This is a genomic window from Streptomyces sp. NPDC044044 (assembly GCF_056434405.1).
Window position 1 is genome coordinate 58708 of sequence record NZ_JBWKFG010000017.1, and the last position, 23247, is coordinate 81954.

The 23247-nt window shown below is 71.4% G+C and carries 17 protein-coding genes; 8 read left to right on the forward strand and 9 right to left on the reverse strand.

Annotated elements, in window-relative coordinates:
* The first annotated feature begins 102 nt into the window (after nucleotides 1–102).
* Complete coding sequence (locus AC07AG_RS41665) at nucleotides 103–1683, forward strand: amidohydrolase (RefSeq protein ID WP_478762264.1); 1581 nt, start codon at nucleotides 103–105, stop codon at nucleotides 1681–1683.
* Nucleotides 1684–1704: 21 nt separating this feature from the next.
* On the opposite strand, the gene AC07AG_RS41670 is transcribed toward AC07AG_RS41665, so the two are convergent.
* The 3 genes from AC07AG_RS41670 to AC07AG_RS41680 form a co-directional block, all read right to left on the reverse strand.
* The gene (locus AC07AG_RS41670; RefSeq protein ID WP_478762266.1) at nucleotides 1705–2607 is read right to left on the reverse strand and encodes a phosphatase PAP2 family protein; all 903 of its coding nucleotides are present in this window, start codon (nucleotides 2605–2607) and stop codon (nucleotides 1705–1707) included.
* 75 nt (nucleotides 2608–2682) lie between these two features.
* Nucleotides 2683–3717, reverse strand: coding sequence for a LacI family DNA-binding transcriptional regulator (locus tag AC07AG_RS41675; RefSeq protein ID WP_478762268.1), 1035 nt, complete (start codon nucleotides 3715–3717; stop codon nucleotides 2683–2685).
* 25 nt (nucleotides 3718–3742) lie between these two features.
* The gene (locus AC07AG_RS41680) at nucleotides 3743–5398 is read right to left on the reverse strand and encodes a glycoside hydrolase family 13 protein (RefSeq protein WP_478762270.1); all 1656 of its coding nucleotides are present in this window, start codon (nucleotides 5396–5398) and stop codon (nucleotides 3743–3745) included.
* Nucleotides 5399–5915: 517 nt separating this feature from the next.
* Here AC07AG_RS41680 and AC07AG_RS41685 point away from each other — a divergent pair.
* The 5 genes from AC07AG_RS41685 (at nucleotide 5916) to AC07AG_RS41705 (ending at nucleotide 10943) form a co-directional block, all read left to right on the forward strand.
* Nucleotides 5916–7568: a SpoIIE family protein phosphatase gene (locus tag AC07AG_RS41685; protein ID WP_478762273.1), complete on the forward strand. Its 1653-nt coding sequence runs from the start codon at nucleotides 5916–5918 to the stop codon at nucleotides 7566–7568.
* A gap of 79 nt (nucleotides 7569–7647) precedes the next feature.
* Complete coding sequence (locus AC07AG_RS41690; protein ID WP_478762275.1) at nucleotides 7648–8574, forward strand: metal-dependent hydrolase; 927 nt, start codon at nucleotides 7648–7650, stop codon at nucleotides 8572–8574.
* 1 nt (nucleotide 8575) lies between these two features.
* Nucleotides 8576–9646 (forward strand): PDR/VanB family oxidoreductase, encoded by a 1071-nt coding sequence (locus AC07AG_RS41695; RefSeq protein ID WP_478762277.1) that lies wholly within the window; start codon nucleotides 8576–8578, stop codon nucleotides 9644–9646.
* Between the two features lie 77 nt (nucleotides 9647–9723).
* Nucleotides 9724–10428, forward strand: coding sequence for a TetR/AcrR family transcriptional regulator (locus tag AC07AG_RS41700; protein ID WP_478762279.1), 705 nt, complete (start codon nucleotides 9724–9726; stop codon nucleotides 10426–10428).
* Nucleotides 10425–10943 carry an N-acetyltransferase family protein gene (locus AC07AG_RS41705; protein WP_478762280.1) on the forward strand — a complete coding sequence of 173 codons (519 nt, stop codon included), beginning with the start codon at nucleotides 10425–10427 and terminating at the stop codon, nucleotides 10941–10943. Before AC07AG_RS41700 ends, AC07AG_RS41705 begins: the two co-directional genes overlap by 4 nt.
* Nucleotides 10944–11009: 66 nt before the next feature.
* Here the strand turns inward: AC07AG_RS41705 and AC07AG_RS41710 are convergent, their stop codons facing one another.
* The 3 genes from AC07AG_RS41710 to AC07AG_RS41720 all read right to left on the reverse strand — a co-directional run bounded on the left by AC07AG_RS41710 (nucleotide 11010) and on the right by AC07AG_RS41720 (nucleotide 16641).
* Complete coding sequence (locus tag AC07AG_RS41710; protein ID WP_478762282.1) at nucleotides 11010–12926, reverse strand: hypothetical protein; 1917 nt, start codon at nucleotides 12924–12926, stop codon at nucleotides 11010–11012.
* Between the two features lie 21 nt (nucleotides 12927–12947).
* Nucleotides 12948–13442, reverse strand: a complete 495-nt coding sequence (locus tag AC07AG_RS41715) for a tetratricopeptide repeat protein (RefSeq protein ID WP_478762284.1) — start codon at nucleotides 13440–13442, stop codon at nucleotides 12948–12950.
* Between the two features lie 73 nt (nucleotides 13443–13515).
* A complete protein-coding gene (locus AC07AG_RS41720) occupies nucleotides 13516–16641 on the reverse strand; it encodes an alpha-N-acetylglucosaminidase (RefSeq protein ID WP_478762286.1) in 3126 nt (1041 codons plus the stop codon).
* 153 nt (nucleotides 16642–16794) lie between these two features.
* Between AC07AG_RS41720 and AC07AG_RS41725 the strand changes: the two genes are divergently transcribed.
* Nucleotides 16795–17247 carry a hypothetical protein gene (locus AC07AG_RS41725; protein WP_478762336.1) on the forward strand — a complete coding sequence of 151 codons (453 nt, stop codon included), beginning with the start codon at nucleotides 16795–16797 and terminating at the stop codon, nucleotides 17245–17247.
* A gap of 50 nt (nucleotides 17248–17297) precedes the next feature.
* Here the strand turns inward: AC07AG_RS41725 and AC07AG_RS41730 are convergent, their stop codons facing one another.
* The 3 genes from AC07AG_RS41730 to AC07AG_RS41740 all read right to left on the reverse strand — a co-directional run bounded on the left by AC07AG_RS41730 (nucleotide 17298) and on the right by AC07AG_RS41740 (nucleotide 20804).
* A complete protein-coding gene (locus tag AC07AG_RS41730; RefSeq protein WP_478762288.1) occupies nucleotides 17298–18809 on the reverse strand; it encodes a DUF1996 domain-containing protein in 1512 nt (503 codons plus the stop codon).
* Between the two features lie 88 nt (nucleotides 18810–18897).
* The gene (locus AC07AG_RS41735; RefSeq protein ID WP_383278000.1) at nucleotides 18898–19548 is read right to left on the reverse strand and encodes a LuxR C-terminal-related transcriptional regulator; all 651 of its coding nucleotides are present in this window, start codon (nucleotides 19546–19548) and stop codon (nucleotides 18898–18900) included.
* The gene (locus tag AC07AG_RS41740) at nucleotides 19533–20804 is read right to left on the reverse strand and encodes a sensor histidine kinase (RefSeq protein WP_478762291.1); all 1272 of its coding nucleotides are present in this window, start codon (nucleotides 20802–20804) and stop codon (nucleotides 19533–19535) included. The genes AC07AG_RS41735 and AC07AG_RS41740 overlap by 16 nt, the downstream gene beginning before the upstream one ends.
* Nucleotides 20805–21035: 231 nt before the next feature.
* Between AC07AG_RS41740 and AC07AG_RS41745 the strand changes: the two genes are divergently transcribed.
* Nucleotides 21036–23219 carry an MMPL family transporter gene (locus AC07AG_RS41745; RefSeq protein WP_478762293.1) on the forward strand — a complete coding sequence of 728 codons (2184 nt, stop codon included), beginning with the start codon at nucleotides 21036–21038 and terminating at the stop codon, nucleotides 23217–23219.
* Nucleotides 23220–23247: the final 28 nt, after the last annotated feature.

Consider the following 23247-nt stretch of genomic DNA (forward strand, 5'->3'; position numbering starts at 1 on the left):
CCGCCGGCGCGGAGCCCCAGTTTCGGGAAGGGGCGGGATGGGGGAGAGCCCCGCAGGGCCGCCTTGACCGCAACCATCCATCCACCTGAACGGAGTTCCCCCGTGACACCCGCCGACCTCATCCTCACCGGCGCCCACATCCGCACCCTCGACCCCACCAACCCCCACGCCACCGCCCTCGCCGTCCGCGACGGACACATCGCGGCCGTGGGCCACGAGGCGGACGTACGCGACTGGAAAGGCCCCCGCACCGAGCGGATCGACCTCGGCGGAGCCACCCTCACCCCAGGCCTCGTCGACTCCCACAGCCACCCGGTGTGGGGTCTGGAGATGGCCACCGGCCTCGACCTCTCGGCCGTGACCGATCTCGAAGAGCTCCGCGCCGCCCTGCGCACAGCGGCCCGCGTCGATGGATGGGTCATCGCCTGGGGGCTCGACCACAACGCCTTCGGCGGGCGCCCGGTCCACCGCGGCCTCATCGAGGACGCCCTCGACGGCGCACCCGCCTTCATCCGCCTCTACGACGGCCATTCCGCCCTGGCCAGCGGCGCGGCCCTGCGCGCGGCGGGGATCACGGGACCGCGCGAGTTCGCCCAGCGGTCGGCCGTCGTGTGCGACGAGGACGGGCACCCCACCGGCCACCTCGTCGAGCACGCCGCGATGGACCTCCTGAACGACGTCCTGCCCCGCCCCTCCCACGCCGAGCGCCGCACCCGCCTGGTCGAGCTGCTCTCCGCGATGGCGGCCACCGGCCTGACCGGCGCGCATGTCATGGACCTCGGAGGCGGCGACGTACCCGGACTGCTCGCGGCGGTCGAGGGCGAGACGGATCTTCCGCTGCGGCTGCGGCTCGCCCCCTGGTGCATGCCCGGCGTCGACAAGGAGGGGCTCGACGAGCTCGTCGCACTGCAGGCCGAGCGCGGCAGGCACTGGCGCGTCGGCGGTGCCAAGTTCTTCATGGACGGGACCGTCGAGGGCGGCACCGCCTGGCTGGAGCACGCGGACTGCCACGGGCAGGGGACCGACGCCTTCTGGCCCGACCCGCGGGCCTACGCGGACGCCGTACGGCATCTGCACGCGGCCGGGGTGCGGACGGCGACCCACGCCATCGGGGACGCCGCCGTGCGGCACGTGCTCGACACCGTCGCGTCGCTGGGCCCCGGCGGGCGCCTCACGCACCGGATCGAGCACATCGAGACCGTCCCTGACGACACGGTCCCGCGCTTCGCGGAGCTCGGGGTGATCGCCTCGATGCAGCCGCCGCACACCGCGTACACGCGCGCCGACCACACCGACGAGTGGTCCAAGCGGCTTGGGGACGAGCGGGCCGCGCGGGCGTGGCGGACCCGGGATCTGCGGGACGCGGGGGCTGTCGTCGCCCTGGGCTCCGACTGGCCCATCGCGCACTACGACGCGCGTCAGGTGCTCTCGACCGCGCGTGCGCCCCGTGGAGCGGCCTCGGCGGCGGCCGGTCTCACCGGACTCATGGCTCTGGAGGGTGCCACCTCCCACGCCGCGATCGCGGCGGGCGAGGCGGAGGTCGCGGGGCGGATCGCCCCCGGCTTCCGGGCGGATCTCACGGCCTTCGGGCTCGACCCCGTCCAGGCGCCCGCCGACGAGGTGGCGCAGGCGCCGGTCCTGCTGACCGTGTCCGGGGGACGCGTCACGCACCGTCACCCGTGACCGGGTGGGGCAGGGCTCCGCTCAGGCCTTGGACCGGGCCTTGAACCGGGACCTGAACCGGGCTGAAAGGAGCGGAGCCCGCTCCTCCCGCACCGCCACCTCCTGAGGCATCCCGTACGGCATCGCCCCGTACCACAGGCGCGCCACCACGAACCCGAACGCCAGGCAGATCATGCCGCCCACCGCGTCGAGCCAGAAGTGGTTGGCGGTGGCCACGATCACGATCAGGGTCGCCGTCGGGTAGAGCAGGCCGAGCACCTTCACCCAGGGCACCGAGGCCAGGGCGAAGATCGTCAGGCCGCACCACAGGGACCAGCCGATGTGCATCGAGGGCATCGCCGCGTACTGGTTCGACATGTGCTTGAGGTCGCCGGAGGCCATGGAGCCCCAGGTCTGGTGGACCAGGACCGTGTCGATGAAGTCGTGGCCGTTCATCAGGCGCGGGGGTGCCAGGGGATACAGGTAGTAGCCGAGGAGTGCCACCGCTGTCGTCGCGAAGAGCACCATGCGTGTCGCCGCATAACGACCCGGGTGCTTGCGGAAGAGCCACACCAGGACACCGAGCGTCACCACGAAGTGCAGCGTCGCGTAGTAGTAGTTCATGCCGACGATGAGCCATGTCACCGAGTTCACCGCGTGGTTGACGCTCTGCTCCACGGCGATCCCGAGGTGCTCCTCCATGCGCCAGATCCAGTCGGCGTTGCGCAGGGCCTGCGACTTCTGTTCCGGCACCGCGTTGCGGATCAGGGAGTACGTCCAGTAACTCACCGCGATCAGCAGGATCTCGAACCAGAGCCGAGGGCGTCGGGGCGTGCGAAGACGGCGCAGGAATGTCCGCCCATTGCGGTCTTCTTGCTCGCCCGCGATGGGTGATGTGGTGGGCCGCTGCTGGCCTTCCAGTGTCGTCACAGTCATCTCACCCATAGGCACAGAGTCTGCCAGATACCGACCCTCCGCCCGATCATCCCAAGGTCTGGTTCAGGTCGCATTCTCTACGCCCTACGGACGAGCGCGTCCCCGAGGGGAAGAAGCGGTTGAACCCCGAACCACCAGCTCCGGCATGAACACGAATTCGCTGTGCGGGGCGGGCGTGCCGCCGATCTCCTCGAGGAGTGTACGCACCGCCGCCTGCCCCATCGACGGTACGGGCTTGCGCACGGTGGTCAGGGGTGGATCGGTGAACGCGATGAGGGGGGAGTCGTCGAATCCCACCACCGAAATGTCGTCGGGGACCTCGAATCCACGCTGCCGTGCCGTCCGTATCGCCCCCAGGGCCATCATGTCGCTCGCGCACACCACGGCCGTGCAGCCGCGGTCCATCAGCGCGGACGCCGCGGCCTGCCCGCCCTCCAGTGTGTACAGCGAATGCTGGACGAGATCCGACTCGATCTCCTCGGGGGTCAGGGCGAGCAGGTCCTGCACCGTGCGTACGAAGCCCTCGATCTTCCGCTGTACGGGCACGAACCGCTTGGGGCCCAGGGCCAGTCCGATCCGTGTATGCCCCAAGGAGACGAGGTGGGTCACCGCGAGGCGCATCGCCGCCCGGTCGTCCGGCGAGATGAAGGTTGCCTGCACCTTGGGGGAGAAGCCGTCGACCAGGACGAACGGCACGCCTTGCGCGCGCAGCTGTTCGTAGCGCTGCATGTCGGCGGAGGTGTCCGCGTGCAGGCCCGAGACGAAGATGATGCCGGAGACCCCGCGGTCCACGAGCATCTCCGTCAGCTCGTCCTCCGTGGAGCCGCCCGGCGTCTGCGTCGCGAGGACCGGCGTATACCCCTGGCGGGTCAGGGCCTGCCCGATGACCTGCGCGAGCGCGGGGAATATCGGGTTCTCCAGCTCCGGCGTGATCAGCCCGACCAGACCCGCGCTGCGCCGGCGCAGCCGCACCGGGCGCTCATAGCCGAGCACGTCGAGTGCGGCAAGCACGGACTGGCGGGTGGCACCGGCGACGCCGGGCTTGCCGTTGAGCACCCGGCTGACCGTCGCCTCGCTGACCCCCGCCTGCGCTGCGATGTCGGCCAGTCGCGCGGTCACAGGATTGGACTGTACCGGTCACATCTCAGGCTGCCCACCAGACCGTTGAATCTGCCGGGAGGATCGTCGTCTCGGCGCCGGGCGCCGTCTCCGCGCTCGACAGGAGCACGGTGCCGGTGCCGGGGGTGGGGATCGTGACGGGCGCGGAGCCGATGTTCACCGTGCAGACGACCGAGCCCCGCGGGCTCGTGCGGCGGAAGGACAGCACGCCCTGGGGAGCGTCGAGCCACTCCACGTCGCGCCCCGCGCCGAGGGCCGGGTGCTCGCGGCGCACGGCGAGCGCGCCGCGGTAGAACTCCAGGGTCGATGTGGGGTCGCCGTCCTGGGCCTCGACCGTGAGCTCCTTCCAGTCGGCGGGCTGCGGCAGCCAGCTCGGGCCGCCCTCGGCCGGGCCGAAGCCGAACGGCGCCCGCCGCCCCGACCACGGCAGCGGCACCCGGCACCCGTCCCGCGTCCCGTCCTGCCCCGTGCTGCGGAAGAACGCCGGGTCCTGGCGCACCTCGTCCGGAAGGTCGGTCACCTCGGGCAGACCGAGCTCCTCGCCCTGGTAGATGTACGCCGAGCCGGGCAGCGCCAGCATCAGGAGCGTGGCCGCCTTCGCCCGGCGCAGGCCGCGCGCCGCGTCGCCGTCGGCGAAGCGGGTGGAGTGGCGCACCACGTCGTGGTTGGAGAGCACCCAGGTGGCGGGCGCCTGCACGGCGTTCATCGCGTCGAGGGAGCGGTCGATGACGGCGCGCAGCTCGGCGGCGTCCCAACCGGTCGTCAGATACTCGAAGTTGAAGGCCTGGTGCAGCTCGTCCCCGCGCAGATACCGCGCGCTGCGCTCCACGGTCGGCGTCCAGGCCTCGGCGACGGCGATCCGCTCGCCCGGGTACTCGTCGAGGATCCGCCGCCAGCTGCGGTAGATCTCGTGCACGCCGTCCTGGTCGAAGTAGGGGACGGCCTGCTTGCCGAGCAGCTTCACCTGCTCCCCGTGGCCGATGTCGGGCAGGCCCGCCGCCTTGACCAGGCCGTGGGCCACGTCGATGCGGAAGCCGTCGATGCCGAGGTCGAGCCAGAAGCGCAGGATCGAGCGGAACTCGTCGTGCACCGCCGGGTGTTCCCAGTTGAAGTCGGGCTGCTCGGGCGCGAAGAGGTGGAGGTACCACTCGCCGTCCGGCACCCGTGTCCAGGCCGGGCCGCCGAAGACGGACTCCCAGTCGTTGGGCGGCAGTTCACCGTCCGCGCCCTTGCCCGGCCGGAAGTGGAAGCGTGCCCGCAGCGCCGACCCCCTGCCCTCGCGCAGTGCCTGCTTGAACCACTCGTGCTGGTCCGAGCAGTGGTTGGGCACCAGGTCGACGATCACCCGCAGTCCGAGCGCGTGCGCTTCCCGTACGAGATCGTCGGCGTCCGGCAGGGTGCCGAACACGGGATCCACCGCGCGGTAGTCGGCCACGTCGTACCCGGCGTCGGCCTGCGGGGACGCGTAGAAGGGGGAGAGCCAGACGGCGTCCACGCCGAGCCGCTTCAGGTGGGGGAGGCGGGCCGTGGCGCCCGGCAGGTCGCCCATGCCGTCGCCGTCGCCGTCGGCGAAGCTGCGCGGATAGATCTGGTAGATGACGGCGTCGCGCCACCACTCGCGGCGCGCGGAGTCGTCGGACGAGGCGTCGGCGGGAAGGGCGGCGGTGACGTGCTGGGTCATGAGTCCCTCAGGAGTACGGGGGTGTGCGGCACTCCGGTGAACGCCGCACGGAAGGCGAAGGTCACGAGGGCGTCCTCCGTACGCCCCGCAGGCGACCGAGGGTACGGCGCCGCGTACGGCGATCTGCTGAGGATTCGTGCGACCGGGCCCGCCCCCGGCCTCCGTACGGCGGGCGAGGGGCGACGGACGCCGTTGCGCTCGTGGCCGGGACGCGCGGAGGTGCCGGGGCCTTCGTCCTGGTGGCCCGGCGCTCGCTCCGTCGTCTTCAACGCCACCCCTGGAGGTCTGGAAGCAGCAGGTCACGGAGGCGCGGGGCCGCGCGTGCGCGCTGGGTCCCGTACGGGCCCGAAGTCGGAGATTCTACTGTCAAGCGGGCCGTGGACGGGGCTGGTTCGAGGAGCTGTACCGTTCCGGGTCGAGCTGTCGCCGTCTTCTCCCCGGGGGTGCGGCGGGGCGCTAACTTGTTGGGGCAGGCACCAGTCGGCCTGCCCCGTCCCGCGGTGAGGGGCTGTCCCGCGTGAGCGTCAAGGGCAAGGCAGTGAGCACGGTCAGCACGGTCCTGGTGGTCGACGACGTGCCCGCCAGCAGGTACGCGCTGAGCGCGGTCCTGCGCAGGGACGGACACCGTGTCCTGCTCGCCGCGAGCGCGGGCGAGGCTCTGATCGAACTCGACGTGCGGATGCGGGCGGGGGACCTGCCGGACGTGGCCCTCGTCGACGTCGGCCTGCCCGACATGAGCGGCTATGAACTCTGCCGCCGCATGAAGCAGTTGCCGCCCATAGCGGCGCTGCCCGTCGTCCACTTCTCGGCGGCGGCCCGCCCGCCCGCCGACCGGTGCCGGGGGCTCGACGCCGGGGGTGAGTCCTATCTGACGGTGCCCGCCGAACCCGAGGAGATCCAGGCGGTCGTACGGGCCGCCGCGCGCGGGGGCCGCTGCCGCAGCGATGCCCAACTCCGGGTCGGGCGCCTCGCGTTGCTCGCCGGGACGATCCTGGACGTGCAGTCCGCGCGCTGTCTGGGTGAGCTGGCCGATGCGGCGGCCGTGGGCACGGCCCGGCTGACCGGCGGTCCCGCGACGGTGTTCGTGCTCGGCGAGGACGGAGAGCTCCACCTGGGGTTCTCCCGGCGCAGGGCCGCCGAATCGATGCCGGACGCCGGGGCGCGCGAGGCGGTGGCCCGGCTGATGCGGCGCGTCATGTCGGGGCGTACGGGCGTGCGGCACTCGGTCGTGCCGGCTCCGCTGTGGCCGCCGGGGTTCTTCCGTGCGGCGGGATCCATCGGGCAGCGGGGCGACGGGACGCCGGAGGACGCCGGGCTCACCCTGGCCCGCCTGAGCCAGGGGCGCACACTGGTGTGCCTCGCGACGCCCGCGTACCAGGAGGATCCGGCCGGTGAGACGGGGCAGCCCGTCGAGCGGCTCGCCCACGCCACCGCACTGGCCGCGGAGCCGCTCCTCATGTACGAGGAGGAGCGTCATGTCGCGCTGACCCTCCAACGCAGCTTCCTGCCCTCGCAGTTGCCGGAGCTGCCCGGCACGGACGTCGTCGTCCGCTATGAACCGGCGTCGCGCCAGGCGGAGATCGGCGGGGACTTCTACGCGGCGCTGCCCACGCCCGCCGGTGTCCTGACCGGCATCGGTGACGTGGTGGGGCACTCGCTCGAAGCGGCCACCGTGATGGTCGAGATCCGGCACGCGCTGCGCGCGTACTGCGTCGAGGACCCCGACCCCGGCGTGCTCGCGCGGCGCCTGGACCGGATGCTGCAGCACTACCACCCGGGCGTGACGGCCACGATGTGCCTGAGCCTGGTCGATCCGGCCACCGGGCACACCCGGATCGCCAACGCGGGACACATCCCGCCGCTGGTGGTGCGGGACGAGGGCACGGCCGCGTATGTCGAGGCGAAGGGGCCGCTCCTGGGTCTCGGCCTCGGCCTCGACCGGCCGCCGCCGAGCGAGGTGGTCCTCGCGCGGACCGAGCGCCTGCTGATGGTCACGGACGGGCTCATCGAGACGCGGGGCACGGATCTCGCGGTGTCCATGGAGCAGTTGCGCCTCGCCGCCGCGGGTGCGCCACGAGGCGTCGCCGACCTGTGCGACACGCTCCTGGCCTGCTTCGGGCGCGAGCGGGAGGACGACATCGCGCTGCTCGCGCTGCGCAGGACGGGCTGAGGCGCCGCGCGGGACAGGCTTGAAAGAAACCGCCGCAGACACCTGTACCCATGCACCTACCCGTCAGTACATTGACGCCATGTCTAATACGCAGAGCCGGGAGCCGAGGCCCGTCGCGTCCGAGCACATACCGCTCAAGGCACGCAAAGTCTCCTTCTCCTGGGAGGACACCCCGCTGCACTGGGTGCCGGGCGACCCCTTCGCCACGCACACGATCAACGTGCTGCACCTGCTTCTCCCGGCGGGCGAACGCTGGTTCGTCCACGTGTACAAGCAGGTCCTGCCGTACATCCGTGACGACCGGCTGCGCGAGGACGTGATCGGCTTCATCGGCCAGGAGGCCATGCACGCACAGGCCCACGACGAGGTCCTGCCGCACCTCAAGGAGCAGGGCCTGGACCCCTCGCCCTACACCGCCCAGGTCGACTGGCTCTTCGAGAAGATGCTCGGCGACAGGACGCTGCCGCCCGGCAAGGCCCGCAAGTGGTGGCTGATGGAGCGCGTCGCGATGATCGCGGCCATCGAGCACTACACCGCCTTCCTCGGCAACTGGGTCCTGAACGCCGACGAACTGGACCGCAGGGGCGCCGACCCGACCATGCTGGACCTGCTGCGCTGGCACGGCGCGGAGGAGGTCGAGCACCGCTCCGTCGCCTTCGAGCTCTTCATGCACGTCGACGGCAGCTACCGCCGCCGCGCCCGCACCTGGGCCACGGCCTTCACCGCCCTGGTCTTCCTCTGGCAGCGCGGCGCGCGCTTCTTCATGGAGAACGACCCGACGCTCATCGGCGGCAAGGCGTCGTTCAAGGACTTCTACCAGGGCGGCAAGAAGGGCACGCTGCCCACGACCCCGGACATGATCCGCTCCATCCCCCGCTATCTGAGCCGCGCCTACCACCCCTCCCACGAGGGCAGCACCGCACAGGCCGTCGCCTATCTCGCCTCGTCCCCCGCGGCCACCGCCGCCGAGGCCGCGACGGAATCGCTGCCGAAGGGAGCGCACTGACATGCCCCGCATCCGCACCGTCCTGCTCGTCACGGGCGCGGCCCTGCTCGCCAAGCGGGCCATGCGGCGCCGCATCGACGCGTCCCCGCTGTGGCCGCTGCCCGCCCTGGAGGAGCCGGTCTCGGGCCGCCCGCGCTCCCGCGCGCTGCGGCTGCTCGTCACCCGGCACGAGACGGTCGCCGAAGGTGTCGTACAACTGCGCCTGGAGGGCGACCACTTGCCCGCCTGGGAGCCGGGCGCCCATCTGGACCTGGTCCTCCCGTCGGGCCTCGTCCGCCAGTACTCCCTGTGCGGTGACCCGGAGGACACCTCCTCGTACACCGTCGCGACCCGGCTGATCGGCGAGGAGCAGGGCGGGCGCGGCGGTTCGCGCGAGGTGCACGAGCAGCTCCAGGAGGGCACGGAGGTCGAGGTGCGCGGCCCGCGCAACCGCTTCCCGCTGGCCGACGCCGAGACGTACGTCTTCGTGGCGGGCGGCATCGGCATCACGCCGATCCTGCCCATGCTGCGTGCGGTCGAGGCCGCGGGCCGCGAGTGGCGGCTGCTGTACGGGGGACGTTCCCGCGCCTCGATGCCCTTCCTGGAGGACGTGGAGAAACTGGCGGGCACGACGCCGGGACGGCTCACGGTCGTCGCGGAGGACGAGGGGGGCCGCCCGGACCTCGCCGCCTTCCTCGCCGACCTGGCACCCTCCACCGCGGTCCACGTCTGCGGCCCCGAGGGCCTGATGGAGGCCGTGGCTGCGACGCTGCCCGAGGGCGCGGACCTGCACCTGGAGCGCTTCACGCCCCACACGTCCGCGGACGGCAACGCCGCCTTCGAGGTGGAGCTGCGCCGCACCGGCCGGACCCTCTCCGTGGCCGCCGACACCACGGTCCTCACCGCGGTGCGCGCGGAGCTGCCCAACACCGCGTACTCCTGCGAGCAGGGCTTCTGCGGAACCTGCCAACAGCGGGTCCTGGAAGGGGAGATCGACCACCGGGACGAACTGCTCACGGACGCCGAGCGCGCCGACTCGATGCTGATCTGTGTGTCGAGGGCGAGCGGCGACCGAATCGTCCTCGACATGTGAGACATGTGGCGAGAGATGTGAACAGTTGGGGCGGACCGGCCCCTTGGACGGCCGGATCTGCTCGGTAAGGTGTTCGCATGACTACCGGGGTGCGCCGCAGAATGGGTGTCGAGGAGCGGCGGCAGCAGTTGATCGGGGTCGCGCTCGACCTGTTCAGCCACCGCTCGCCCGACGACGTGTCCATCGATGAGATAGCGGCGGCCGCGGGCATCTCGCGACCGCTGGTCTACCACTACTTCCCGGGCAAACTCAGCCTGTACGAAGCGGCGTTGCAGCGGGCGGCCGACGATCTGGCCGAACGTTTCGTGGAGCCGATGGAAGGCCCCCTGGGGGCCCGCCTGCTGCGTGTGATGGGCCGCTTCCTGGACTTCGTCGACGGCCACGGCCCCGGATTCTCCGCGCTGATGCGCGGCGGCCCCGCCGTCGGCTCGTCCACCACCAACGCGCTGATCGACTCCGTGCGGCAGGCGGCGTACATCCAGATCCTGGCGCACCTGGGCATCACCGACCCGCCCGCCAGGCTCGAACTTGTGGTCCGCTCCTGGATCTCGCTCGCCGAGTCCACCGCGCTCATCTGGCTCGACGGACGCCGCATTCCGCGTGCCGAACTCGAACTGCAGCTGGTGCACGACTTCGCCGCGCTCGCCGCGGTGAGCGCGGCGTACGACGAGGAGATGGCGGGGATCCTGCGCCGCATCCTCGCCGAGGAGCCGCCGGAAGGCCCGTTCACCGAGCTGATCACCCGCCTGGTCGGCCTTGTCCCGCAGGAGCAGAGCAGTTGACCCACCGCCTGGCCGGCGAAGAGGACATCCCCACCCTCGTCGCCCTCTACGACGGCGCCGCGCACTGGATGCGGAACCGGGGGATCGACCAGTGGAAGCCGGGCGAGAAGGGCGCGGAGCACTTCCGCGGGCGGATCGCTTCGGACGAGGTCTGGCTCGCGTACGACGGCGAGATGGTCACCGGGGCGTACGAGGTGTGGTGGTCGGACGAGCCCGCCTGGGGCGAGCAGCCGCCCGTCGCGGGCTATGTGCACCGCCTGATGACGCGACGCGGCGCCCCGGCGGGAACGGGCCGCGCGATGCTGGCCCGCGCGGAACGGCGCATAGCGGAGGCGGGCCGGGACCGCTGCCGCCTGGACTGCGTGTCGACCAACCCGCGGCTGCGGGAGTACTACGAGGCGGCGGGTTACACGGTGGTGGGGGAGCTGCCGGGGAAGGTGGCGGCGGACGGGAGCACGTACGGCGTGACCCTCCTGGAGAAGGATCTGCGCGCTTCGGTCCCGTCCGACGCCTGACGCCCGACGCCTGACGCCCGACGCCTGACGCCCGACGTCAGGCGCCTGACGTCCGGCGCCCGACGCTCAACGCAGCGTCGACACCTTCGTGCCGTCCGCGAGCCGTCCGGTGAGCCCCGCGCGGGCGCCCCGCTCCAGGGGCGCGGCCAGGGTGTTGCCGCGGGCCGGAGCCCCTCCGGCGGCCCTGACCGAGACGACGTCCCTGCTGCCGGCTCCCAGCAGGTACCAGTTCCCGCCGCGGGACTTCCACCGCACTCCCGCGAGCACTGAGGGCTCCCGTGCCCCGCACGCCGCCGAGTCCTCGGCCTTCGCCGCGACGGCCGCCGCGCCCGACGCCTGGAACTGCGCGAGGGCCCGGCCTCCGTCGCCCCGCCACGTGTCGGCCCGGGTGCAGAGCCAGGCCGCCGAGCCGTTCGCCTCCGGCAGCGCCTGACGCGCGTACTGCCACGAGTTCACGGACCGCACGCCGTTCGAGCGCGCCGCGGTGAGCGAGCAGGCGGTCGACGACCAGTCGGCGGCCGAGGCCTCGCGCGGGGCCTGCGGGCGGCCCGCGGTGAGATGGGCGGGGACGAGTTCGCCGAGGTCGCTGGAGAGGCGGTTCGTGCCCGTGTCGTCCCGCAGCTGCAGTGCGTTCCAGGACGTGCACGTGCTGGCCTGCGCCGGACTGGCGAAGGGCCCGGTCACGCCCTCGCCGTCCCGCTCGAGGGGGGTGGCGCTCCCGTCCGGCTTCAGCAGGTCGCGTACGCCGACACCGCCCACCCAGGGTGCGGTCAGGTACCGCACGTTGCCGTCGACGCGGTTCACCACCACGGCTCCCGCCTCGGTGCTGGTCGCGCCGTCCACGCGGGCGAAGTCGAGCGCGGCTCCGCTGGTGCCGTCCTTCGGTTCGGCGTACCGCACGATGCGCAGGCCGTCGTAGAGGAGCACGACGCGGGCCGCGTCCACCTCGCCGGCGAAGAGGAGTTGCGCGGGCCCGGGAGGCGCGCCGGCCGCCGTGCCGGGCGTCGCGGAGACCTGCACCGACTCGCCGGGCCTCGCCCAGACCGCCAGGGCCCGCCGCAGCAGGGCCTCGTCGCCGGTGAGCGCGCCCCTGGCGGGCCACACCGAGAAGTCCGCCCGCGCGGAACGTTTCCACGTGCCGGCCGCGACCTTCGTCAGCTGCCCCGGGTCGAGCGCGGCCTGCCCGGCCGGATTCTTCGCGTACGCGGGCGCGGCGGCGCCGTCCGGCCCCCACCCGTCGCCCGGAAGCCCGAGCAGGGCCCCGCAGACCAGGGCGGCCGCGAGCGCGACGCCCGCGGCCTTCATGTGCTGCCTGCGGCGCATCAGGTCGGTGGGCCGCGCCTGCAGGGAACAGGGGTCGAACTCGGGGGACTTGAGCAGGTCGTACGCCGCTTCCACGCCGTCGGCCTCGGCGAGCGCGGCGGCCGGTTCGTCGACTCCGGCGGCGTCGAGCACCTTGCGCACGTCGCCGTCGGGGAGCCGTTCAAGACCACGCAGCACGTACGCGGCCCGTGCGGCGCCCGACAGGGCCGAGAGCCGCTGGTCCAGGGCGAGTTCGTCGGCGCCGCCCGACCGCGGGAAGAGCCGAAGGCCCCACACCTGCGGCAGCAGCGGCGGCAACTGCGCGCGCTTGGGCCAGGCCTTGTGCCGCAGGGGGAGCCCGGCGTCAAGCGCGGTACGGACGACGCGCAGCCGCACGTACGTGTACCCGGGGTCGCCGCCCCGTCCGTCCCCCGAACGCTGTACCGGAATGCCCTCCGCGTCGTCCGGCCTGCGGCTGCGGGGCAGCGCACGCTGGGTCAGCGCGTGGGCGGTCAGGACCCGCCGGTTGCGCCCGAGGCTGGGCGGAAGGACCAGGTACGCGAGCCGCACCAGGCGCGGGTAGTGCTCGACGAGGGCGGCCTCGGCCTGCTCGACATCGACGACGCCGGAGAGATCCTGGGACGGGGCGGGGGACTTCACATTCGACGACACGTTCAGCAAAACGAGCGAATCGTCAGTTGGTCACCTCTGGGTGAGCTCTCGCGCGTAGTTGCCCATGGACCTTTGATACCGGGGGAGATGGGGCGCGAGGGCGCCGAGCACGAGTGCGAGGCCTTCGCGCTCGCGGCCAAGGCTGGCGAGACAGAGGGCGAGCGTGGCCCGCACGGCGTCGTCCAACTCGTCGCTGGGGGCATCGAGTTCGGGAGTGAGCAGCGCGACGCCCTCCTCCGGCCGCCCGATGTTCCGCAGCGAACTGGAGAGTTGGATGAGGGTGCGCCGCCGCCGGTATCCGTCGAGCCCGCGCTCAAGGGCCTCCCGGTAAAGAGGTACGGCACGGTCGGAGTGCCCGGTGGAATCGAACGCGCAGGCCCGCTCGAAGGGGGCCAGGGGACTCCCCTCGGGCAACTCGTCGACCAGGGCGTCGATGACGGCCCGGAACTCCCCGGCACGGTCCTCCCCGTACTCGTCGAAAGCGCCCCACGCCGCGTCCAGCCGCTTCTCCCACGCAATATCCATGGCCACACTTTCGCATGACGTAACGGGTGCCCGGGGGAACTGTGCTGCCCCCGGGCACCCCGAGCCACGTACGTCAGCCGATTCCCCACTCGCTGAACTCCACGGTCCCCCGCCCTCCGTCGCCTCCATTGGTCGCACTCATGAACAGCCCCACATCCTGCGCCGCCGCGACCCCCGGCACCTCCACACTCGCCACCACCCGCCAACTGGACCCGCCGTCCGTCGAGCACGACCCCGTCAGGACATTGCCCTGCCGCCCGAGCCGCAGCAGCACCGGCGCCTTGATCCCCGTGATGCGCTTGTAGGTGTCCAGCGTTCCGTCGCCGTTCGTGTCGTACGACAGCACCACCCCGTTCGCCGGCGTGACCGCCAGGTCGACGAAGCCCGGTGAGCCCGCCACCCCCATGGCGTTGCGCGCGATCAGGCCCGCTCTCGCCCAAGGCCCCGTCACCGCCTGGGAGTCGACCCGGACCGTCACCGTGACCCCGTCCCGCAGCGCCCCCTCCCGGTACAGCGTCCCGAACTCCGTCGTGCCCTTCCACAGGTCCGCGCCCGCACCGTTGATCGCGTAGCGGCCGTCGAGCTCGCCGAACACCGCCGCGTTGTTCGTGAACTTCCGCCAGGCCTGCCCCACCGGACCCGCCTCGAACAGCACGCCCTCGTGGACGGCACGGACCCGCCGCTCACCCTCAGGCCCGTACCGCACCGCGATCTCGTACGGAAGCGGCCGCAGCGGACGGTCCAGAGGTGTGTCCGGCGCGTTCACGCGCCACGCCACCTTGCCCGACCCCGCCGGGGCCACCCGCGGCAGCGACACCGGGCCCGACGGCTCCGCGTCGACGCCGCTCAGCCGGAAGTCGACACGGCCCGTGGCCCGCAGCCCGTTGACGTTGCGGAAGACCGCCTCGACGCGGGCCTGCCCGCCGGGCGGAAGCGACGGCGGGTCGGCCACGACCTCCAGTGATCCCTGGTAAGGAGCCCGTGCCAGCACGTCCCTCACCCGTGAAGCCGTCCGGTACGCGTCGCCGATTCCCCGTAGGGGATAGTCCTTGCGCTCCCGGGTCCACGGCTCCTCCACCGCGAACCAGTCCACATCGCGGGGCTCGCGCCCGGCGTCCAGCGCGTCCGCCAGTTCGTCGAGCCACCTCTGCCAGCGGGGGACGTAGAAGTCGGCCATCAGCCCGGCCCATTCACGGTTCCCGTACTCGTGCAGCTTCCCGCCCTCGGACGTCGCCCGGTCGCCCCACACCGTGATCAGCACCTTGGCGGTCCGCTCGAACTCCGCACGCTCCGCGTCGGTCGTGCCCATCCGGCGCGCGGACTCCACCCAAGGGCCGAGCAGGAACGCCGGGTTCGTGCCCACCAACTCGTCCGACAGGCGCATCAGGCGCAGCCACAGCGTCGACAGCGTCCGGAACGTGGCCGCGTCCTTCCGGCCGTACGCCGCCCGCAGCTGCGGCAGCAACTGCCGGCTCCGGTGCGCGAGGGCCTGCCGCGCCACGTCCACCACGTCGTACCGGTACGCGGAGCTGCCCCGCAGCGCGCCACGGACCCCGAGCAGACCGGTGAGCGCCGCGTCGAAGCGGCCGGGGTCGTACGTCAGGGCACGCGGCGCGTACTCGGCGGCGCGGTTCGCCGCCAGGTCGGGGCGGGCCGCGAACAGCGAGTCGTGCGGGTCGCTCCGCTCGACGGCGGTGTGCCGGTAGGCGGTGTCGTGCAGCGCCCGCCACGCGCGCCCCGCGTCGGCGTCGCGCCCGCCGTAGCGGAAGTCGGCGTAGCCGTCGAACCAGGACCGAAGGTCCAGCTTCTTCTCCGTCCAGGCCAGTTCGGAGAAGAGCTCGAAGGCGGCCGGATCCCGGTCCGTCGCCTCCGGCATGAACGCCGTCCCCGCGAGCGCGCTGCCGCCCTTGTCCCGCCACGCGAAGAACTTCTCGTTCCAGATGTGCGCGCGGGCGCCGATCGTCGTACGGCCGCCGAAGTTCGGGATGGTGCCGAAGGCGTACGGGGTGCCGCCCCAGTCCTTCTCGCGGTCGGTGACGCTCGTGAACCGGTCGGAGACCCCGTCCACGATCAGCATCCGCCGCCGGTCGATCGCGTCGAGCAGGGCGGGCAGCGGATTGGCCTCCCAGCCCAGGATCACCCACGTCGCGCCGGGGCGCGCCTTGCGCAGGGCCGCCTCCACACCGCGCGCCGCGTCTGGCACCGGCACGTCCCCCGCGGTGCCGCCCTCGTGCAGCAGATCCATCTTGAAGTGCTCGGCGGCTCCGAAGAGCTGCTCCTGGTGCCGGTAGAAGGAAGCGGCGACCTTCCCGAAGGACGCGGTCCTGGGGTCGAGCCAGTCGGGCCGCTTGAACCCGTGCCAGGTCCCCTGGGGCACCACCCGCGCGTCCCCGCCGTTGCGCGCCACGAACCCGTCCGGGACGTGCCCGTAGTAGCCGGGAAGCACCGGCGCCATCCCGAGGGAGCGCAGCCGGTCCACGATCCTGCGCCCCAACTCGGCACGGTCCGAGATGACTTCGGGCGACAGCGGCCCTCCGTAACCGGACAGGTTCTGCAGCAGCCACCACGCCTGGTGCGAAGGGGCAGGGAGCCAGGCGCGCGCCTCCGCGTCGCTGTAGCCGAAGTCCTGGAGAACCCGGTGGTAGACAGCCTCCGCCCCCGCGATCACCAGGACCTCGTTGCAGCCGTGCAGGGCGAGTACGTCGATCATGCGCTCCCAGTACGCCCAGTCGGCGTGCGGCGCGGTGTACCCGTCGTTCGTGTCGTTCAGGGCGAACCGGTGCGGGAGCGAGGTGGACCGCTCCAGCGGGCGCGGCGGCGCGGGCAGCTTGCGCGGCAGGTCCAACTGGTCGCCGTTCCAGGCGACATGGGCCCCGCAGACGTACTTCAGATACCAGTGGACCCCGGTGAGCAGCACGGCGGGTGTCGTGCCGGACACATCGATGCGCCCCGTCGTGCCCGAAACCCGGAACCGGTCCGCGCCGCCCTTCGCGGGGACGAGTCTGAGACGGAACTGTTCCGCGTGATGCGGCAGCAGTCTGTTGAGTGCTGAGCGCGCGGAATCCGTATCGAAGGCGAAGGCAGGGCCCTTGACGGGCCCTTCGGCGGCGTGGGCCGGAACCGCCACCCCGCCGACGGCGGCACCGAGGCCGATGGCCCCGGCTGTGCCGAGCACGGAACGTCGGGACGGATCGGTCATGTGTACCCCCTGGGTCGAATGGTGCGGCGCACGGTATCCGTGCGGCGTCCCGCGCTCAACGGTGCATACGGAGATGGCGAGTTCACCTCGCCTGAAGGGACTGGTGGGACGATGAAGGCAGCGCGAAAGACGCTTGCGGGCGCGAGCAAGGGCATGCGAAGGCGCATGCGTACGGGCATGGGTGCGGGGTTGCTGCTGATGCTTGTGGCGTGCGGCTCGGACGGCGACGACGCGGTGCCTGACACGGCGAGCGGCAGCCTGGAGCAGCTGGCGGCCAAGGCGCGGTGCGAGCCCGACATCCAGACGGATGCGGCCGAACTGCGGCAGGCCACCTGTGACAAAGGTGCCCGCCGCTACGTCCTAGTAACCTTTACAAATGCCCGTGGCCAGGCCGAATGGTTCGACGAGGCGACCGATTACGGCGGCACGTACCTCGTCGGCAAGAAGTGGATCGCGGTCGGCGAGGAGAAAGTGGTCATGCGGCTGCGCGGCCGGCTCGGTGGGACGGTGGAGAAGTCCTCGCACCACTCGGGGAGTAGCGGTGGTGGGGATCACGAGGACAAGAGCCCGGGGCACTCGGGCCACTCCGGTCACCACACGAGCTGACCGCGCAGCGGTATGGGGGCCAGCCTGCGTACTGAGCCGATCGGCTCGGCTCAGTTGCAGCGCTTGCCGCTGTTGATGCACTTGGCCACGCGCTGCATCAGTCCTTCGTCGAAGACGTTGATGAAGTCACCGTGGTCGGTGATCGGTTTGTGCAGCTGCTCGGGGAACGAGTCGACGGCGAATCCCGGGCCCGGCGGCACGTCGTACACGATGCGCTGCACCAGCTGCGGAATGGCCTTGAATCCTTGCGGGCATGCGCCGCTCTGCTCGTCGGCGAAGGCCACATGCGTACGGTGGTTGGCGCTGTCGGTGTTCTGGCCGTCCCAGCAGCTCTGGAAGTTGAAGGTCCGCACGACCTGGCTGCCCTCGGGGCAGATCGGGTACTTGTCCTTCAGCTGGCGGTCCTCGAAGCCGGTGCAGCTCCAGGAGGCGTTGGCGTTGGCGTCACCATTGGTGAGGGCCTTGGCGTCACCGGTGATGATGCGCAGGAAGCGCGGCATCGCGACGACCTTGCCCGTCGGATTCCCGGCGAATTTCAGCGTGACCGACGACGGTGTCTGGATCTTGCCGACATTCTGGTCCTTGCCGCCGCCGTCCGCCTGGGCGTCGTTCTCGTCCTCTCCGTTCTGCAGCCTCAGGACCGGCCAGTAATAGGTCGACTTGTCCCCTTGGTTCCGGCATGTGGTGTCGCCGTTGGCGAGATCGTCATCGCTGGAGAAGGCGTCCGTGGCCTGATTTCCGATGTAATCGTGCATATGGTGAGCGCCATTGCTCACGCCGGGTGCGGCGATGACATTGTCCGGATTGAACTTGCCGTTCTCGTTCGTCCCGCATTTCGTGGTGAAGGTGCCGCGCGACGCGCCGCGCTGTTTGTCGGGGCGGTTGACATTGGGCTGGACTGAGTTGATGTCGACGAAGTCGCCGGCCTCGGGTCCGTTGCCGTTCTGCTGGTCCGGAGGCTGCTGTGCACCGTCGTCCGGGGGCTGCTGCTGGTCGTCCCCGTCGCCGGGCTGCTGTTCGCCGTCGTCCTGCGGAGGCTGCTCCTGGCCGTTCCCGTCCTGCGGAGGCTGCTGCTGCCCGGCCGAGTCGTCGGCCCGCATGGTGCACGGGGCCATGCCGTCGATCCCCTGGGGCGGTTGACCTCCCGCCTGGTCGATCGAGGAGCCGATGCCCTCGATGGTCGGCCGCCGCTGCTCCTCAAGGGGTTCGAGCACGGCCTTGGCCTGCTCGGTGTCCTGAGCGTCGGCGAACTTCTCGTACGCGGCGGTGATCTGGGTGTCCAGCTCCGCGAGTCTGCGGTCGACGTCCTGGCGGGCGCCGTCCGGCACGTCGGAGAGCTGGGTGCCGACGTCCGGGCAGCTGATGGTCGCGAGGCCCAGGTTGTCGCCCTGCGCGCCCGACTGGGTCCTGGCGGACGGCGAATCGGGGCTTTCCCCGGCGTTCGCGTAGACATTCACCGCGACCATTCCGCCGCCGCCCAGGATGAGAGCCGCCGAGGCGGCGATCGCGCGCCCGGCGAGTTTTGATCGTTTTCGTGATGTGCGTCGTGGTGTGCGTCCCATGGGACTACGTACGCAACAGGAGTCGGCCCCGTTCAATCACGCGCGGAATTCCCCGACAATCCCTCGGGGGAGCTCGCAGGCGATCTTCTCAACGCCCTTGATCCAGATAGGCGAGTACGGCGAGGACCCGCCGGTTGTCGTCGTCGGAGACGGAAAGGTCCAGTTTCCCGAAGATGTTGGACGTGTGCTTGGCGATCGCCCGCTCCGTCACGACGAGCTCCCCGGCGATCGCCGCGTTCGACCGTCCCTGCGCCATGAGTTCGAGCACCTCGCGCTCGCGCGGCGTCAGTTTGCCGAGCGGCCGGTCCGCCGACCGCCGCGACAGGAGCTGCTGGATCACCTGGGGGTCCATCGCGGTGCCGCCCGACGCGACCCGGCGTACGGCGTCGATGAACTGGTCGGCGTCGAAGACCCGGTCCTTCAGGAGATAGCCGACCCCGCCGTTCCCGTCGGCGAGCAGCTCGCGCGCGTACAGCTGCTCCACGTGCTGGGAGAGCACGAGCACGGGAAGACCCGGCCGCGCCCGCCGCGCGGCGAGCGCGCACTGCAGTCCCTCGTCCGTGTGGGACGGCGGAAGCCGGACGTCGACGACGGCGACGTCCGGCTCCAACTCGGCCAGGGCCTTGGTGAGTTCGGGCCCGGTCTCGACAGCGGCGGCGATCTCGAAGTCGAATGCTTCCAGCATCCGGACCAGACCGTCACGCAGCAGGAAGAGATCTTCGGCTAGGACAACTCGCAAGGGATCTCCATGGTCACCATGGTCGGGCCGCCCGCGGGACTGCTGACGGCCAGTACGCCGTCGAATGTACCGAGTCGGCGTTCGATCCCGCTCAGCCCGGACCCCGCCCCCATGGACGCGCCGCCCTTGCCGTTGTCGGTGACCGCGATGCGCAGCATGCCCGCGGCGTGGTGGATGTCCACCCAGACGCGGTCCGCGCCCGCGTGCTTGATGGTGTTCGTCAGGGCCTCACTCACCGCGAAGTACGCGGCCGCCTCCACCGGTTCCTCGGCCCGCCCGAACAGCTCCACGTCCACGTCCGTGCGCACCGGAAGGCGCAGGGCCAGGGCCTTCACCGCGTCGCCGAGGCCGCGCTCGGCGAGCACCGGCGGGTGGATGCCGCGGACCAGGTCGCGCAGCTCGGTCAGCGCCTCGCCGGAGTTCTGCCGGGCCTTGGCGATCAGTTCCTTGGCCTTGGCCGGGTTCTTCTCGATCATCGCCTCGATGGTGCCGAGGTCCATGCCCATCGCGACCAGGCGGGCCTGCGCGCCGTCGTGCAGGTCCCGCTCGATGCGGCGCAGTTCGGCGGCGGAGGAGTCCACGGCGTCGTGCCGGGTCTCGGTCAACCGGTCGACGCGCTGGGCCAGTTCACGCTCCCGCATGGAGATGGTCGGCGCGAGCAGCGAGCGGGTCAGGAGGAAGTGGGCGCGCAGGATGGCGGGGCTGGTGAAGATGCCGACGACGCCGAGCGCGGTGCCGAGCAGGGCCGCCATGTTGGCGTCGGTCTGCGAGGTGACGTGGATGAAGCCGTACCAGTCGCCGCCGCCCGCGTCGTAGATCGGCTTCCAGACGCCGAGGGCGAGGACGTAGCCGTACAGCGGGTAGAGCAGCAGCGCGGGCGCGAAGATCACCGTGACGTACCCGGCGGTCATGTCGACGAGGAGCCACTGCAGGTCACGCCAGGTCGCCGGGTCCTTCAGGAGCAGCGAGGTGCGTTCCACCTGCCCGGTGACGCCACTGCGCAGGTCCGCGGGGAAGGGGCGGTAGGGCCGCGGGATATGGACGTCCGACCAGGCGCCGGCCTGGGCGCGGCGCAGGTCGGCCCACTTGCGTACGCCGGTCAGGACCAGCGGGGTCGTGAAGACGCCGATCCCCAGCGTGATGAAGGCGATGGACAGGACCGACAGCACGAAGAGGGTGATCGAACCGGCGAGCATGATGACCGAAAGGAAGAGCCCCCTGGCTCCCGCGATCACGGATTTTCGGACCCTCGTCATTTTCTGATCCCCATCTCCTCGAACGGCATGGCCACATTCTCGCCGCAGAGATCGGTGCGGGTCATTGGGTCCGGCACCCGAGCAGGGGGTGTACCTGACGACACCCCCGCACCTCGCCCTGTGCTTCGGACAGTGGGGGGCTCGGCGGCTGGGTGGGCGGGCCGCCGATTTCTAGCGTTGTCCCCGTCATCAACCGGCTTATTCAAAGCTTACTTATGGGGGCGAAACGCCATGAGGCCAAACCTCGCGGCACGACTCGGCGTGTGGAGCGCACACCATCGCAAGACGGCCATCCTCGGCTGGCTGCTCTTCGTCGTGCTCGCCACGACCATCGGCGGGGCCTCGGGCATGGTCACCGCGTCCGACGACGAGATGGAGGTCGGCGACGCGGGCCGGGCCGCGACGATCCTCAAGGACGCGGGCGTCGAGGAGCCCGCGGGCGAGCTCGTCATGGTCAGCGCCAGGACGGCGGACGGCTGGCGGGGCGCGGCGAGCGACCTCTCCAAGGCCTTGAAGGCCACCGGCGAGACACGCGAGATCCAGGCGCCGCTGCCCTCCGAGGACGGCAAGGACGGACTGCTCCGCTTCGAGATGAAGGGCAAGTCCGACGAAGCGGCCGACCACGTTCAGCCCGTGCTCGACGCGGTGCAGAAGGCCAAGGACAAGGGCGCCGCGAACGGCATCTCCGTCTACCAGTTCGGCGACGCGAGCTCCGAGAAGCACCTCGGCGACCTACTCTCGGACGACCTCACCAAGGCCGAGTTCACCGCGGTTCCTCTCGCGCTCGGCATCCTCCTGGTCGCCTTCGGGGCCGTGGTCGCGGCGCTGCTCCCGGTCGGGCTCGCCCTGACCGCGTGCATCGGCGCCTTCGGTCTGCTCTCGCTCGCCAGCCATCAGCTGCACCTGTTCGAGACGACGTACTCGGTGATGTTCCTGATGGGGCTCGCGGTCGGCGTCGACTACTGCCTGTTCTACCTGCGGCGCGAGCGGGACGAGCGGGCGGCGGGGCATGACGCGGAGACGGCGCTGCGGATCGCGGCGGCCACCAGCGGGCGGGCCGTGCTGGTCTCGGGCCTCACGGTGATGGTCGCGATGGCGGGCATGTTCCTGTCCGGCCTGCTCCTCTTCAAGGGCTTCGCGGTCGCCACGATCCTGGTGGTGCTCGTGGCCATGCTGGGCTCGGTGACGGTGCTTCCCGCGCTGCTCTCCGCACTCGGCGACCGGATCAACGCGGGCCGCATCCCGTTCCTCAACCGCAAGGGCAAGAAGGGCGCGCACGCCAGCGGCGGCATCGCGGGCAAGCTCCTTCGCCCCGTCCTCGCCAAGCCGAAGTTCTTCGCCATCGGCTCGGCGGCCCTGCTCCTGGCGCTCGCGGCACCCGCGCTCGGCATGAAGACCGAACAGCTGGGCCTGGAGAAGCAGTTCGGCTCGGACGCCCCGCTGTCGGTCTCCTTCCGGGAGATCACCCAGGAGTTCCCGGGCGGCCCCGCGCCGGCCCAGGTCGTCGTCAAGGCCGACGACATCGAGTCCAAGGAGATGCGTGAGGCGCTGGCCGCGGTGGTGCGGGACGCGGGCAAGGGTGCCGAACTCACCGTCCACAAGAGCGCGGGCGTGGCCGAGATCGACGTACCGCTGCCCGGTGACGGCAGTGACGCGCAGTCGAAGAAGGCGCTCGGCGAACTCAGGGACGACGTGGTCCCCGCGGCCTTCGACGGCCTGGACGCGGATGCCTATGTCGGCGGGGACCTCGCCTCGTCCGAGGACTTCAGCGATCAGCTCAGCAAGGGCATCGTGCCGGTGTTCGCCTTCATCGCGGCGGTGACGTTCCTGCTCATGCTCTTCAGCTTCCGCTCGGTGGTGATCGCGGTGACGTCCATCGCGCTCAACCTCCTTTCCGTGGGCGCCGCCTACGGCGTGATGACCGCGGTCTTCCAGCACGGCTGGGGTGCGGAGCTGATCGGCTCGGAGCAGGTGGGTGCGATCGAGAACTGGATGCCGCTCTTCGTCCTCGTGGTGCTCTTCGGCCTGTCGATGGACTACCACGTGTTCGTGGTCTCGCGGATCAGCGAGGCGCGCGACCGGGGCCTGGACAACCGCGCGGCGATCCGCGAGGGCATCACGCGGACCGCGGGCGCGGTGACGGGCGCGGCCGTGATCATGGTGGCGGTCTTCGGAGTCTTCGGCACCCTGTCCATGCAGGACATGCAGCAGATGGGCGTGGGCCTGGGCGTGGCGGTCCTGCTGGACGCGACGGTCGTACGGATGGTGCTGCTGCCGTCCCTGATGACGCTCCTGGGCGAGCGCAACTGGCGTACGCCGCGCGGACTTTCGTGGCTTCCGCGGATCTCTCATGGCGAGGCGCCTGCAGCGGCGGGGCAGCCCGAGCCCCTGCCGGTTCCGTCGGGCAGGGTGTAGCTCTGGTGGGGAGCGCGGTGATCTGCGG